The 13,001-nt window shown below is 61.9% G+C and carries 10 protein-coding genes; 2 read left to right on the forward strand and 8 right to left on the reverse strand.

Translation table 11 applies throughout. The features are described from left to right. Positions 1 to 41: 41 nt before the first annotated feature. Positions 42 to 443 carry a lectin OAA gene (locus QLG12_RS09460; RefSeq protein ID WP_108559292.1) on the reverse strand — a complete coding sequence of 134 codons (402 nt, stop codon included), beginning with the start codon at positions 441 to 443 and terminating at the stop codon, positions 42 to 44. Positions 444 to 663: 220 nt separating this feature from the next. Here QLG12_RS09460 and QLG12_RS09465 point away from each other — a divergent pair, with 220 nt between their 5' ends. After that, positions 664 to 2,418 carry a molecular chaperone gene (locus QLG12_RS09465; RefSeq protein WP_282474370.1) on the forward strand — a complete coding sequence of 585 codons (1,755 nt, stop codon included), beginning with the start codon at positions 664 to 666 and terminating at the stop codon, positions 2,416 to 2,418. Positions 2,419 to 2,457: 39 nt separating this feature from the next. Here the strand turns inward: QLG12_RS09465 and serB are convergent, their stop codons facing one another. Beyond that, a complete protein-coding gene (gene serB / locus QLG12_RS09470; protein WP_039766615.1) occupies positions 2,458 to 3,672 on the reverse strand; it encodes a phosphoserine phosphatase SerB in 1,215 nt (404 codons plus the stop codon). 134 nt (positions 3,673 to 3,806) lie between these two features. Between serB and QLG12_RS09475 the strand changes: the two genes are divergently transcribed. Beyond that, positions 3,807 to 5,315: an AhpA/YtjB family protein gene (locus QLG12_RS09475; protein WP_282474371.1), complete on the forward strand. Its 1,509-nt coding sequence runs from the start codon at positions 3,807 to 3,809 to the stop codon at positions 5,313 to 5,315. A gap of 381 nt (positions 5,316 to 5,696) precedes the next feature. Here the strand turns inward: QLG12_RS09475 and QLG12_RS09480 are convergent, their stop codons facing one another. The 6 genes from QLG12_RS09480 to QLG12_RS09505 form a co-directional block, all read right to left on the reverse strand. Further along, a complete protein-coding gene (locus QLG12_RS09480; protein ID WP_197869238.1) occupies positions 5,697 to 6,407 on the reverse strand; it encodes an ABC-type transport auxiliary lipoprotein family protein in 711 nt (236 codons plus the stop codon). A gap of 231 nt (positions 6,408 to 6,638) precedes the next feature. Continuing rightward, a complete protein-coding gene (gene parC / locus QLG12_RS09485) occupies positions 6,639 to 8,903 on the reverse strand; it encodes a DNA topoisomerase IV subunit A (protein ID WP_064382912.1) in 2,265 nt (754 codons plus the stop codon). Between the two features lie 7 nt (positions 8,904 to 8,910). Next, positions 8,911 to 9,435 (reverse strand): TIGR02281 family clan AA aspartic protease, encoded by a 525-nt coding sequence (locus QLG12_RS09490; protein ID WP_007952204.1) that lies wholly within the window; start codon positions 9,433 to 9,435, stop codon positions 8,911 to 8,913. Continuing rightward, positions 9,432 to 10,421 carry an esterase-like activity of phytase family protein gene (locus QLG12_RS09495; protein WP_282474372.1) on the reverse strand — a complete coding sequence of 330 codons (990 nt, stop codon included), beginning with the start codon at positions 10,419 to 10,421 and terminating at the stop codon, positions 9,432 to 9,434. Before QLG12_RS09495 ends, QLG12_RS09490 begins: the two co-directional genes overlap by 4 nt. Then, positions 10,421 to 12,328, reverse strand: coding sequence for a DNA topoisomerase IV subunit B (gene parE, locus QLG12_RS09500; protein ID WP_064382910.1), 1,908 nt, complete (start codon positions 12,326 to 12,328; stop codon positions 10,421 to 10,423). Before parE ends, QLG12_RS09495 begins: the two co-directional genes overlap by 1 nt. 42 nt (positions 12,329 to 12,370) lie before the next feature. Then, positions 12,371 to 12,979 (reverse strand): YqiA/YcfP family alpha/beta fold hydrolase, encoded by a 609-nt coding sequence (locus tag QLG12_RS09505; protein WP_197869240.1) that lies wholly within the window; start codon positions 12,977 to 12,979, stop codon positions 12,371 to 12,373. Positions 12,980 to 13,001: the final 22 nt, after the last annotated feature.

The raw sequence follows: 13,001 nt of genomic DNA on the forward strand, positions 1-13,001 counted from the left end.
CGCACGTCTGCGAAGGGGCGGACACAACCTGGGGGGCGCCGTTACTCTATCTGCCCACGGAAGCCGATCGGCCCTTCGTTGGCGTAGGTGTTGGTGCCACTGAGGTTTTTCCCTCCGTCACTGGACGTGACACTCAACGCGATAACGTTCTGGTTATCCCGCCCGCCGATCACCCATTTGCCACCTGGATGCCACGGGGCATCGTTGCCACCCCACTGGTTCTCGACGTTGTACTGGTTCTGGCCAGTGCGCTGAGCCTTGAAGCCAATAGGTCCTTCGCCGGCGTAGGTCATGGTGCCGGTAAAGGTTTTGCCACCGTCGCCGGACTTGATGTCGATCGCGACGACGTTCTGGTTGTCCCGCGCGCCCAGCACCCAGGTTCCACCCGGATGCCAAGGTGCCGAACTACCGCCCCATTGATTTGCCACTGCGTATTTAGACATGAACCTCATCTCCTTGAAGTTTCGGGAGACCTGCCCGAGATTGACGGCAGGCCGTGCAACCGTGCGTTTCCGATCGCACGTCAGACAGCCTAGTAGCGCCTGCGGAAATGGCACCAGGCCAGCAGACCAACGGTAAAAAAGCCTGACAAACGCCAGCGAAACGGACCACAACTGCTAAAGTTTTGGCATTGCCCTATTCGCCGCCGGAGCTTGTCACGGCATGAGTGAGCCACGATCCCGACCACCACTGACTACCCCGACACCCACGCAGTTGCGCCTGTCTTTCTGTGAAGCCACCCCACGCGACCTCAGGCGCTGGATCGCCGATCTGCCCAAGGCCAACATCGGCGAAACCGCGCGCCTGCTGTATCAAGGCCTCGGCGAAATCAATCAATTGCTGACCCCCAGCGACAACCGCCTGCATTTGCTGGAGCTGTTGCGGCCCGAGGTGTATTTCGTCTGCCAGCATCTGGAGCGGCATTTTCTGCATCAGGCGATCATGCTCGACGAACGCTCACGCAAGATCAGCAATCTGTGCCAGGCCCTGCAAAGTCAGCTGGCCATCGGTTACAAACAGATCATTGTGCGGATTGCACCCAAGTACTCGCGGGATCGCGCAGCCTTGGTGAGCGAAGCGCTGCAACGTGCGGCTCATGCACTCAAAGGGCAACTGGTTCGCGCCGCACAGTTGTACAGCGCCGCACCGGAACAGCTGTGGTTCGAACTGCATCAATTGTTTCACTGCGCCTGCGAACTGCAACTGCAGCATCGCCGGGTGCGTGACGACCTCGCCAGTCTGACCAGCGAGTTGAGCGTCGAACAGACCTACCTCGCCGCCCTGCTGCTGGGTAGCGCACGCTGCAATCAGTTGCGGCAGAATCAGATCGCGCGGCTGGCCCAAGTGGTGGAACCCTGGAGCGCTTGGTTGAAGTTGCATCCCGCCCATCCGGGCGAGGGTTTATTCGCGGTCTCGGCAGACATCGACGCCGGCCCGCGCTACCGCTCCCAGTTTCGCAGCGAGCAACAGACAGGCTTGCTCGGTTTCGATCCGCAACCGCTGGTGAATGCAATCGAGGCCCACCTTCTGCAGCAGGACGCAACGACGCCGCTGCCCGTGCCGGCCGGCCTGACCCTCGACACTCTGCAACATTTGCACGCGACTTGGGGCGAAGCCGCCGAACGCAGCTTCCAGCGCACCGTCGGCCAGGGCAACTTGACCGTGTGCGTCGGCATGAGCGCCCTGCACTTTTACCTGGGCGGCGAACGCACTTTCAGCGAACTGCTAAAGCACCCCGGAACCCGTGCGGCAAATTTCAGCCGCGCAGTGGTTCAGGGCGAAAAGGACAGCTGGAGCCAGGCGTTCGATGCCGCGCCGCAGAGCAAGGCCGACGAGTTTTTGCCTTACGAAGAGATTCGCTACGAACCGCTGGCCGACGACGAAAGCGACACTGACAGCCGGCCGCATTACCCGACCTATGCATTGCCGGTCATCAACCACAGCCCCGGTGGTTACTGCCTGGCCTGGCCAAAAGAAGTACCCGCTGAATTACAGGCCGGGGAGATGATCGGGATTCAGGACAGCCTCAATCAAGGCTGGAGCATTGCCGTCGTACGCTGGATCCGCCAAGTGCGCGGCGCGGGGACACAGATGGGTATCGAACTGGTGGCGCCACACGCTCAGCCCTGCGGCTTGCAGCTGGTGCGCACGCGGGATGATCACAGTCATTATTTGCGAGGTTTGCTACTGCCGGAAATCAGCGCCATCGACTTGCCCGCGACGCTATTGGCACCACGGCTGCCGTTTCAGGAAGGCAACAAAGTGCTGATCAACACCCAGGGCGAAGAACACCGCGCCGGGCTGGATCGGCGGGTGGCGAGCACACACAGTTTCAATCAGTTCGCCTATCGCTCGCTGGAGACCGCCAAAAATGGCGAGAGTGAAGAGGATTTCGACTCGTTGTGGAAATCCCTTTGAGCCAGGACCGCAGCCGAGGGCTGCGATCCTGTGCCTGGTTCAGAGCTGCCCGTCGCGATCGCGGAAGCCCAGCAGGTACAGCACACCATCCAGACCGAGGGTCGAGATCGCCTGCTTCGCCGACTGCTTGACCAGCGGTTTGGCGCGGAACGCCACGCCCAGGCCGGCAATCGCCAGCATCGGCAGGTCATTGGCGCCATCGCCCACGGCGATGGTCTGCTCCAGACGCAAACCTTCTTTTTCAGCCAGCTGCTTCAGCAGATCGGCCTTGCGCTGGGCATCGACGATCGGCTCGATCGCCACGCCGGTGCACTTGCCGTCGACCACTTCCAGTTCGTTGGCGAACACATAGTCGATACCGAGCTTGGCCTGAAGTTGCTTGGCGAAGTAGGTGAAGCCGCCCGACAGGATCGCGGTCTTGTAGCCCAGTCGCTTGAGTTCGGCGAACAGGGTTTCGGCGCCTTCGGTCAGGCGCAGCGAGGCGCCGATCGAATCGAGTACGCTGACATCCAGGCCCTTGAGCAGCGCCAGGCGCTCCTTGAAGCTGGCGCGAAAGTCCAGCTCGCCGGCCATTGCCCGCTCGGTGATTTGCGAAACCTGATCGCCAACGCCGGCGGCTTTGGCCAGTTCGTCGATGACTTCGGCTTCGATCAGGGTCGAGTCCATGTCGAACACCGCCAGACGACGGTTGCGACGGAACAGCGAATCTTCCTGGAAGGCGATGTCGACGTTCAGCTCCTGCGCCACGCTGAGGAACTCGGCGCGCAGGGCCTGCGGATCGGCGGCTTCGCCGCGCACGGAAAATTCGATGCAGCCCTTGCCCTTGTCAGCCGGGGTGTCCAGCGGCATACGACCCGACAATCGGTCGATATGGTCGATGTTCAGGCCGTATTTGGCGGTGATCGAGCTCACGGCCTGCAACTGGCCGGCGGTAACCTTGCGGGTCAGCAGGGTAACGATGTGGCGTTTCTTGCCCTGATTGCCCACCCATTGCTGGTAATCCTCTTCGGACACCGGGGTGAAGCGCACTTGCTGGTCGAGCTCATAGCCCTTGAACAGGATGTCCTTGAGCACCGACTTGCCTTGCTCGGAGTCGGGAATTTCCACGAGGATGCCGAACGACAGCATGTCGTGGATCACCGCCTGACCGATGTCGAGGATATTCACACCACCCTGCGCCAGTACACCGGTAATGGCCGCCGTCAGACCAGGACGGTCGACTCCCGTGATGTTAATCAGGACGATTTCGCGCAACGCGCACCCCCGCAACTGGAAAAAAACCGCATTCTACCCACTTTCAGTGACCATCGGGCACCGCCAGCGCTTTGCCGGTCTAGGGCCTGTCGCTATACTGCGCGTCAACTTCACGGACAAAAGAGCCGAGCTCAGTGAACCGGCCCACGCCAGTTAAAACCGATAACTTCTTTCTGCTGATCTTCCGTGCACTGCGCCACCGCCGTGTACCGATTGCATTGCGCATTGCCAGCCATAACGTGATCCTGGTCGCTCTGGCCCTGGTGATCTATGCCTGCGTGATGGGCCTGCAGTTCAAGCAGGCCATGCACGAGCAGGCCGATGCGCTGGGCGAAAGCCTGACCACGCAGACCGCCACCTCCGCCACCGAGTTGCTGGTGTCCAACGACATCCTCAGCCTCAACGTGCTGCTCAACAACCTGACCAAGAACAAGCTGGTGGCCCACGCGGCCATCTACAGCGTGGACAACCGCATCCTCGCCGAGTCCGGTCAACGACCCAAGCACGGCCTGTTGGGCGAAGCCGAGGGCATGTACGAGAGCAAGATCACCTTCCAGGACGTGACCGCCGGGCAACTGCGCATCAGCCTGGACATGGATCAGTTCCAGCAGCCGATGACCATCAGCCTGCAAAGCATGGGCATCCTGAGTGCGATCCTGCTGGCGTTGTCCCTGGCCCTGAGCCTGCGTCTGGGCCGGCACATTTCCACGCCGCTGCTGCAACTGCGTGTGTGGCTGCGCCGGATCGACGAATACACGCCGGGGATCGAGCGTCAGGACGAGATCGGCGATCTTGCCCGCCAGTTGCACGCCAACTATGCCCCTGAGCCGGCCGAACCGGAGCCCGAGCCGGAGCCCGAGCTCGAGGACGACGAGCCGGAGTTCGAAGTGCGTAACCTGCGTGATCCGAGTTTTGACGAAAGCCGCCCGATGGCCGCGCAGAAGCCTGCGCCACGCCATGTGGTCAGCACCGTTGAAGACGACGATGACGAAGACCCGTTCGCCGATCTGCGTGACGAGTCGCTGAGCGATGCCGCGCAACCGGCCGTGCGCCGCCCGACCCCGAGCGTGCCGCAACACACGGCGGTGCTGGCGGTGCAACTGGGCTCGCAAGAGCAACTGCGTCGTTTGCCGCGGGCACGTCTGGAAGAGTTGCAGGATCGCTATCGCGATTGCCTGGAACAGGCCGCTTCGCTGTATCAGGGCGAAATCGAAACCCTGAACGACGGCAGCACGCTGATGCTGTTCCACACCGAAGACAGCGGCGACGACTACCTGACCAACGCCATCTGCTGCGGCGAGCTGCTGCGGGCGCTGGGCCACCAGTTGCAGATCGAAGTCGCCGACAGTGGGATCACCCTGCAATTGCAACTGGGGCTGACCCTCGGCGACGAGCTGTTCGGTCTGAGCCAGATCGACCTGTTGCTGACCGACTCCGCCCAGGACGCGCTGGCGCTGTCGCAACACAGCCGCAACCTGCTGCTGGTGGAGCGCAAGATCGGTGACGACGCGCTGATCCGTCAACGTGCGCGGATCCGGCCGATTGCCAGCCCTGAGGGGGCTTGCTGTGTGGAGCGGTTGATGGAGCCTTATCCGTCGATGCTTGAACGGCAACTGGCGCGGATGCATGAGCGTCGGGCCTGAGGCGTTGCCCTTGATGTGAAGAAGCCCGCAGACGAGTGATTGTCTGTGGGCTTTTTTGTGCGTGGCGTTATTGAGATATCACCCGTCGTCAAACAGCCCCTCACCCTAGCCCTCTCCCGGAGGGAGAGGGAACCGAAAGGGGGATGCTCAGGATCTACACCGACCTGAACGTTCCCTGCCGAATCCATAATCGAAAGCCCGCACTGCGCCGAATCCATAATCACCAAGGTCTTTCAGGTCGATGAATGACGCAAGACACCTCAGTTAGTCCCCTCTCCCTCCGGGAGAGGGTTAGGGTGAGGGGGCTTTTGATCTTCTACCCAGAACCCCAGAAACAACAAAGCCCGCACAGGGCGGGCTCTGTTCTGACTCGATCCAGTCCTAGAAGCGAAACACTTCCATATCCGTACGAATCGGCGAAGCCATCGGAATCTTCGGCTGTTTCTCGGCTTCCGCCGCCGGCGCGGCCGGTCTCGGTGCCGGTTTGCGCGGTGCCTCGGCAACCGGTGGCTGGTTGGCCAGCGGCTTGAGCGCGACCGACAGTTGCTCGGCCAGACGCTGCAGCAGGATACCTTGTGCCTGAACCTGCGAAGCCGTGCCGCCACTGTGCAGCTCTTGCAGATGCACGATGCGGTTGTCCCGCACCTGACCACGACGGTCGATCAGGCGCCACTGCGCGTCCAGAATCGCCGGTTGCTTGGCACCGGAATCCAGACGCGTAATGGTCAACAGCACCTGCACGTCCGGAGTGAAGCCCACGGTGGCCGGCGCCAGCACGACGCGCTGACTGTCCAGATGCCCGGCAACCTGACGCAACAGCAACTGATCGATGTCCGACGAAAGGCTTCCGGCCCAGCGACCATCGGTCGAAGCTTGCAGGCTGCCGTCCGGTTGACGCTGCAACAGGGTTTCCCGTTGCAGGTAATCGGCTACGATCACAGGGCCCAGCAAAACTGCCATGCCCGTGCTTTGCGCAGGCTGAGCCGGACTTCCGCTGTCCAGCTGATACAGCGACACCGGCTGGTGAACGCTGCAACCCGCCAGGCCAAGGACGCCGGCGAGCAGGAAAATAAGGGGGCGCAGAGAAGTCATCATCCCGTCCAGGTGGCCGCCACAAGGCTGACCACAGTGAAAATACTCAATAAATATGAAGAACGCTCGGCCACGCCGGCGCTTGGAAAGGCCATATCATCCGTGAATATGCGTTCCGACTCCAGCGCCAAAGCGCCGATCTACGGGTTAAATCGTAGATCGAACGCTCTAGAGAGGCGTTCTCAGTCATTTTCCCCGCAGGAGAAAAGAGTACGAACGTTTCCTGGCCGCTTAATTGAGGTTTTCGACGAGCAGCGCATCCACCCGCTGGAAGCCACGTGGCAGTTTGTTGCCACGCCGACCGCGCTCACCTTTGTAGTGCTCGAGGTCGTCGGCTTTCAGCGACAAGGTGCGTTTCCCGGCCTGCAGCACCAAGGTGGCGCCTTCCGGAAGAACGGCGATGTCCGTGACATATTCTTCGCGACTGGCCACACGCTCACCGGAAATACCGATGATCTTGTTGCCTTTGCCCTTTCCTAATTGTGGCAGATCGCTGATCTTGAAGATCAGCAGGCGACCCTCGGTCGTCACCGAGGCCAGCCAGTTGTGCTCGCGGTCGGCCACCGGACGCGGCGCGATCACCTTGGCGTTGTTCGGCAGGCTCAACAGCGCCTTCCCGGCCTTGTTCTTGGCCTGCAGGTCTTCGCCTTTCACCACAAAACCGTAACCGGCGTCGGAGGCAATCACGTACAGCGAGTCCTCCTCAGGCATCAGCACACACTCGAACGTTGCGCCCGGCGGCGGCGTCAGACGGCCGGTCAACGGCTCGCCCTGGCCCCGTGCCGATGGCAGGGTGTGGGTGGCCAGCGAGTAACTGCGACCCGTGGAGTCGATGACCACGGCTGACTGGTTCGAACGCCCCGCCGCCGAGGTCTTGAAGCCGTCCCCGGCCTTGTAAGACAGGCCGGTGGCGTCGATATCGTGACCCTTGGCCGAACGGATCCAGCCCTTTTCCGACAGCACGACGGTAACTTTCTCGTTCGGCAGCAGATCGTGTTCGGTCAGTGCCTTGGCTTCAGCGCGCTCGACGATTGGCGACCGACGGTCATCGCCGTAGGTTTCGGCATCTTTCAGCAGTTCGCTGCGAACCAGCTTCTTCAGCTTGGCTTCGCTGCTCAGCAGGGCTTGCAGCTTGGCCTGTTCCTTGAGCAGTTCGTCCTGCTCGTCGCGCAGCTTCATCTCTTCCAGTCGCGCCAACTGACGCAGACGGGTGTCGAGGATGTAGTCGGCCTGGATTTCGCTTAGGGCGAAACGCTCGATCAGCTTGGCTTTCGGGTGTTCCTCGGTACGGATGATGTGGATCACTTCATCCAGGTTGAGGTAGGCGATCAGCAAACCGTCCAACAGGTGCAGCCGGCGCTCGACCTTGTCGAGGCGAAATTGCAGGCGGCGACGCACAGTCAGCACGCGGAATTCCAGCCACTCCACCAGCAACGCACGGAGGTTTTTCAGCTGCGGCTTGCCGTCCAGACCGATGATGTTGACGTTGACCCGGTAGGTCGACTCCAGCTCGGTGCTGGCGAACAGGTGCTGCATCAGTGCTTCGTGATCGACACGGCTGTTGACCGGGATGATCACGATGCGGCAAGGGTTTTCGTGGTCGGATTCGTCGCGAAGATCGGCGATCTGCGGCGCTTTCGACGGTTTGGCCTGCATCAGCGCAGCGATCTGCTCCAGCACCTTGGCCCCGGAGACCTGATGCGGCAGCGCGGTGACGATGATGTCACCGTCCTCGACGTGGTACACGGCGCGCATGCGCACCGAGCCCTTGCCGGTTTCGTACATTTTCAACAGGTCGGCGCGCGGCGTGATGATTTCCGCTTCGGTCGGATAGTCCGGGCCCTGAATGTGCTCGCAGAGCTGTTCGACCGTAGCTTTCGGCTCATCGAGCAGGCGCACGCACGCGGTCGCGACTTCGCGCAGGTTGTGCGGCGGTACGTCGGTGGCCATACCCACGGCGATGCCGGTGGTGCCGTTGAGCAGGATGTTCGGCAAACGTGCCGGCAACACCAGAGGTTCCTGCAGGGTGCCGTCGAAGTTCGGGCCCCAGTCAGCAGTGCCCTGGCCCAGTTCGCTGAGCAGTACTTCGGAATATCGCGACAGCCGCGCTTCGGTGTAACGCATGGCGGCGAAGGATTTCGGATCGTCCGGCGCACCCCAGTTACCCTGGCCGTCCACCAGCGTGTAGCGATAGCTGAACGGCTGGGCCATCAGCACCATCGCTTCGTAACACGCCGAGTCGCCGTGCGGGTGGAACTTGCCGAGCACGTCGCCGACGGTACGCGCCGACTTCTTGTGCTTGGAATCGGCATCCAGCCCCAGCTCGCTCATGGCGTAGACGATACGCCGCTGTACCGGTTTCAGACCGTCGCCGATATGCGGCAGGGCACGGTCCATGATCACGTACATGGAGTAGTTGAGGTAGGCATTTTCGGTGAAGTCAGCCAGCGAGCGGCGTTCTACACCGTCCAGGCTGAGATCAAGGGAGTCGCTCATGCGGGCCTCATCGGTTCGTTGTCTGGCGCAGCAGCATGGTGCCACCGCGCTGGGTAAATTCAAGTTTGTTCAGGGCGCTCATGCCGAGCAGCACCTGATCGCCATGCAGCCCCGGCGCCACCAGTGCGCGGACGTCCCGCAACACGATGTCGCCCAACTGCAGGCGGTCGATACGGGTGCGATAGCCCTGGCTCAGGCCATTGGCCGTGCTCAGGGTCACACCGAAACCTTCTTCCAGCCGGAGGTTTTTCGCCACCTCGGCCGGGATTGCCACGTCGGTCGCGCCGGTGTCGAGCATGAACTCCACCGGCCGGCCGTTGATCAGGCCGCTGGCGACAAAATGTCCCTGGGCGTTGCCGATCAATTTCACTTCAATAAAACCGTTACCCTGCTGCGAAGCCACTTCCACATTGGGATTACGCTGGCGCTCTTCCCACTGGCCGAAAAACCGCGTGGCCAGAAACAGCGCCGCGCACCACGCCAGAATCATCAGCACCCGACCGGCGCGCTTGCCCGGCGGCTGCTGGCTCACGGCCTGGCGCTCCAACCACCCTCAGGCGCAGCGAAACGCCAGATGATCGGGCGAACCTCGCCATCGGCGCGCGGGCCGAAATTGTTGTCGACCCCTATCCAGGCGCCTTGCGCATCGACGACCAGCGCCTCTTCCAGCCCGAAATTCTGCGAATACCGCCGATTGGCCTGCAACAGCTCGGCCGCATACGACCAGCAGAGCTCGACCTTGGCCGTCTGCGCATCACGGCGACAGATCTGGTAGGCGTTGCGTTCAAGGGTAAACAGTTTGCCGTCGAACAAGGACACGTCGGAAAAATCCCGATTGACCGGTCGGGCTTTGGGAAACTGCGGTGGTTGCATTTCCATCCCGCCTTCACTGAGCAGCACACAGCGACCGTCACAATCCCACACCGTCTGCTGGCGTTTGATCAGCAACAAACCGCGGCTTTGTCGCTCGGCAGCCAGCCACATCTGATCGCCCGCCGGATTGATCGCCAGGCCTTCGAAGATCGCATTGAATTGCAGTAGCAGGCCACTGGCCCGCGCTTCGCGCACCATCATCGGCGAGATTTTCAGCCATGACGACGGCCCCTGCGGCGGCACTTGCAGTACGGCGGCGTGGCCTTCGCTGACAATGTAGCGATTGCCGGCGCTGTCGCAGCTGATCCCTTCGAAATCCAGATCACCGCCGCGAACAAACGACGCCGCCCAGGTGCGCGACTTGATGCCCCACGGCAAACCGCTGTCGGGTACTGGCGGCGGGTCGATGCGCACGGCAGTCGCCTGCCAGACGGGATCGCGAGTATCGAGACGATAAATCTGGTCATCGTCGCGATCCGAAACGGTCCACAGGTCATTGCCGCACAAGGCCAGCCCCGACAGGTTGCCGCCGCGCATGCCTTCGACCGGGTGTTCGGCGAGCACGCGCAACTCTTGCACGGGCTCTGCCGACACCGTCATCGAACCCAGCAGCAATGCACCCGCCAAGGCCCAGCCAAACCGCATCAGGCCAGAACCTCGGCAAGGTTGCCCTTGGATTCGAGCCAGGTCTTGCGGTCACCGGCGCGTTTCTTCGCCAGCAGCATGTCCATCATTTCCGAGGTCTCGGCGAAGTCATCCCCGAGGGTCAACTGCACCAGGCGCCGGGTGTTCGGGTCCATGGTGGTTTCACGCAGTTGCGGCGGGTTCATTTCACCCAGACCTTTGAATCGCGTGACCTGCGGCTTGCCGCGCTTCTTCTCGGCGACCAGACGGTCGAGGATCCCGTCGCGCTCGGCTTCGTCGAGGGCGTAGTAGATTTCTTTGCCCAGGTCGATGCGGTACAACGGCGGCATCGCGACATAGACGTGACCGGCATCCACCAGCGGGCGGAAATGCTGGACGAACAAGGCACAGAGCAGGGTCGCGATGTGCAGGCCGTCGGAGTCGGCGTCGGCGAGGATGCAAATCTTGCCGTAGCGCAGCTGACTCATGTCCTCGGCGCCCGGATCGACACCAATGGCCACCGCGATGTTGTGCACTTCCTGGCTGGCCAGGACTTCGCTGCCGTCGACTTCCCAGGTGTTGAGAATCTTGCCGCGCAACGGCAGGATCGCCTGGTATTCCTTGTCCCGTGCCTGCTTGGCCGAGCCGCCGGCGGAATCACCTTCGACCAGGAACAGCTCGGAACGCATCGGATCCTGCCCGGCGCAATCGGCCAGTTTGCCCGGCAATGCCGGGCCTTGGGTGATGCGCTTGCGTTCGACTTTCTTGCTGGCCTTCAGGCGACGACCAGCGTTGCTGATCGCCAGCTCTGCCAGGGCCAGACCGGTTTCCGGGTTGGCGTTGAGCCACAGGCTGAACGCGTCCTTGACCACACCGGAAACGAAAGCCGCCGCTTCACGGGACGACAGGCGCTCTTTGGTCTGGCCGGAGAATTGCGGCTCCTGCATCTTCATCGACAGGACGAAAGCGATGCGTTCCCAGACGTCTTCCGGCGCCAGCTTCACGCCGCGCGGCAGCAGGCTGCGGAATTCGCAGAATTCGCGCATCGCATCGAGCAGGCCCTGACGCAGACCGTTGACGTGGGTGCCGCCCTGCTCCGTCGGGATCAGGTTGACGTAGCTTTCAGTGACCGAGGTGCCACCCTCAGGCAGCCACAGCAGGGCCCACTCGACCGCTTCCTTGGTGCCGGCCAGGTTGCCGCAGAACGGCGCATCCGGCAGACGCTCGAATTCGCTGACCGCGTCCACCAGGTACGAGCGCAGGCCATCTTCGTAGTGCCACTCGACCTTTTCGCCGGTGCCTTTGTCTTCGAAGCTGATCAGCAGCCCCGGGCACAAAACGGCCTTGGCCTTGAGCACATGCTTGAGGCGGCTGATGGAGAATTTCGGCGAATCGAAGTATTTCGGGTCCGGCGCGAAGTACACGCTGGTCCCGGTATTGCGCTTGCCGACGGTGCCGATCACTTGCAGATCGGTGGCCTTGAAGCCGTCGGCGAAGGTCATTTCGTATTCGTTGCCGTCACGCTTGACCCGCACCCGTACCTGGGTCGACAAGGCGTTGACCACGGAAATACCCACCCCGTGCAGACCGCCGGAAAACTGGTAGTTCTTGTTGGAAAACTTGCCGCCCGCATGGAGCTTGGTGAGGATCAGCTCGACGCCCGACACGCCCTCTTCCGGATGGATGTCGACCGGCATGCCACGGCCGTCGTCGCAGACTTCCAGCGAATGGTCGGCGTGGAGAATGACCTGGATCGATTTGGCGTGGCCGGCCAGGGCTTCGTCGACACTGTTGTCGATGACTTCCTGGGCAAGGTGGTTCGGCCGACTGGTGTCGGTGTACATGCCGGGGCGTTTGCGCACCGGGTCGAGGCCCGAGAGGACTTCGATGGCGTCGGCGTTATAGGAGCTAGCGCTGGGAGTGGCCATAGGGTCTCGTCGTCAGTGATTCAATGAAAATGGGGCAAGACTTCACAGTGCGGTGAAATCGATTGCCTGATAGGTATCGGCGCCAATCCCGGCAAAGCTGAGCAATGCCGGCAATCGTGTAACAAATCCCTGGAAACTGTGGTCGCCGCCGGCCTGAATGCACAAGGCACAGGCCCGGTAATACTGCTGGGCGAGGCGATAATCCAGCGTTTCATCCCCGGTCTGCAACCATACCTGATAACGCTGCGGATCCTGCGGCGCCGGCACTTCCAGCTCGGCCAGGGCCGTCACGTGGTCGTGGGTCAGCTCCCAGGTTTCGTCGGTGTACAGGTTTTTCTGGGTGCCCAGGTATCCGTCGAACATCCGATGTGGACTGACGGCCGGGTTGACCAGCAGGGCTTTCAGGCCATGGCGCTCGGCCAGGTGAGTCGCATAGTAGCCGCCGAGCGAGCTTCCCACCAGCAATGGCCGGCCGAGTTCGGCGATTGCCTGCTCCAGCTGACCGATGGCTTCGCGCGGGTGGTGATGCAGCGCCGGGACACGCAGTTGATCGCTCAAACCCAGCCGCTCCATCACCTCGACCAGCTGACAGGCCTTCTTCGAGGCCGGCGCGCTGTTGAAACCATGGATATAGAGAATCGAACCGGACATTTGAGCTCCCTGGGCGTCGGCT

It is taken from the genome of Pseudomonas sp. V88_4 (assembly GCF_029967985.1).
GTDB lineage: Bacteria > Pseudomonadota > Gammaproteobacteria > Pseudomonadales > Pseudomonadaceae > Aquipseudomonas > Aquipseudomonas glycinae.

Coding starts and splice junctions, on each gene's coding strand:
- QLG12_RS09460 (WP_108559292.1), bottom strand. CDS start 443: ATGTCTAAATACGCAGTGGCAAATCAATGGGGCGGTAGTTCGGCACCT.
- QLG12_RS09465 (WP_282474370.1), top strand. CDS start 664: ATGAGTGAGCCACGATCCCGACCACCACTGACTACCCCGACACCCACG.
- QLG12_RS09480 (WP_197869238.1), bottom strand. CDS start 6,407: ATGACTTCTCTGCGCCCCCTTATTTTCCTGCTCGCCGGCGTCCTTGGC.
- parC (WP_064382912.1), bottom strand. CDS start 8,903: ATGAGCGACTCCCTTGATCTCAGCCTGGACGGTGTAGAACGCCGCTCG.
- QLG12_RS09495 (WP_282474372.1), bottom strand. CDS start 10,421: ATGCGGTTTGGCTGGGCCTTGGCGGGTGCATTGCTGCTGGGTTCGATG.
- parE (WP_064382910.1), bottom strand. CDS start 12,328: ATGGCCACTCCCAGCGCTAGCTCCTATAACGCCGACGCCATCGAAGTC.
- QLG12_RS09505 (WP_197869240.1), bottom strand. CDS start 12,979: ATGTCCGGTTCGATTCTCTATATCCATGGTTTCAACAGCGCGCCGGCC.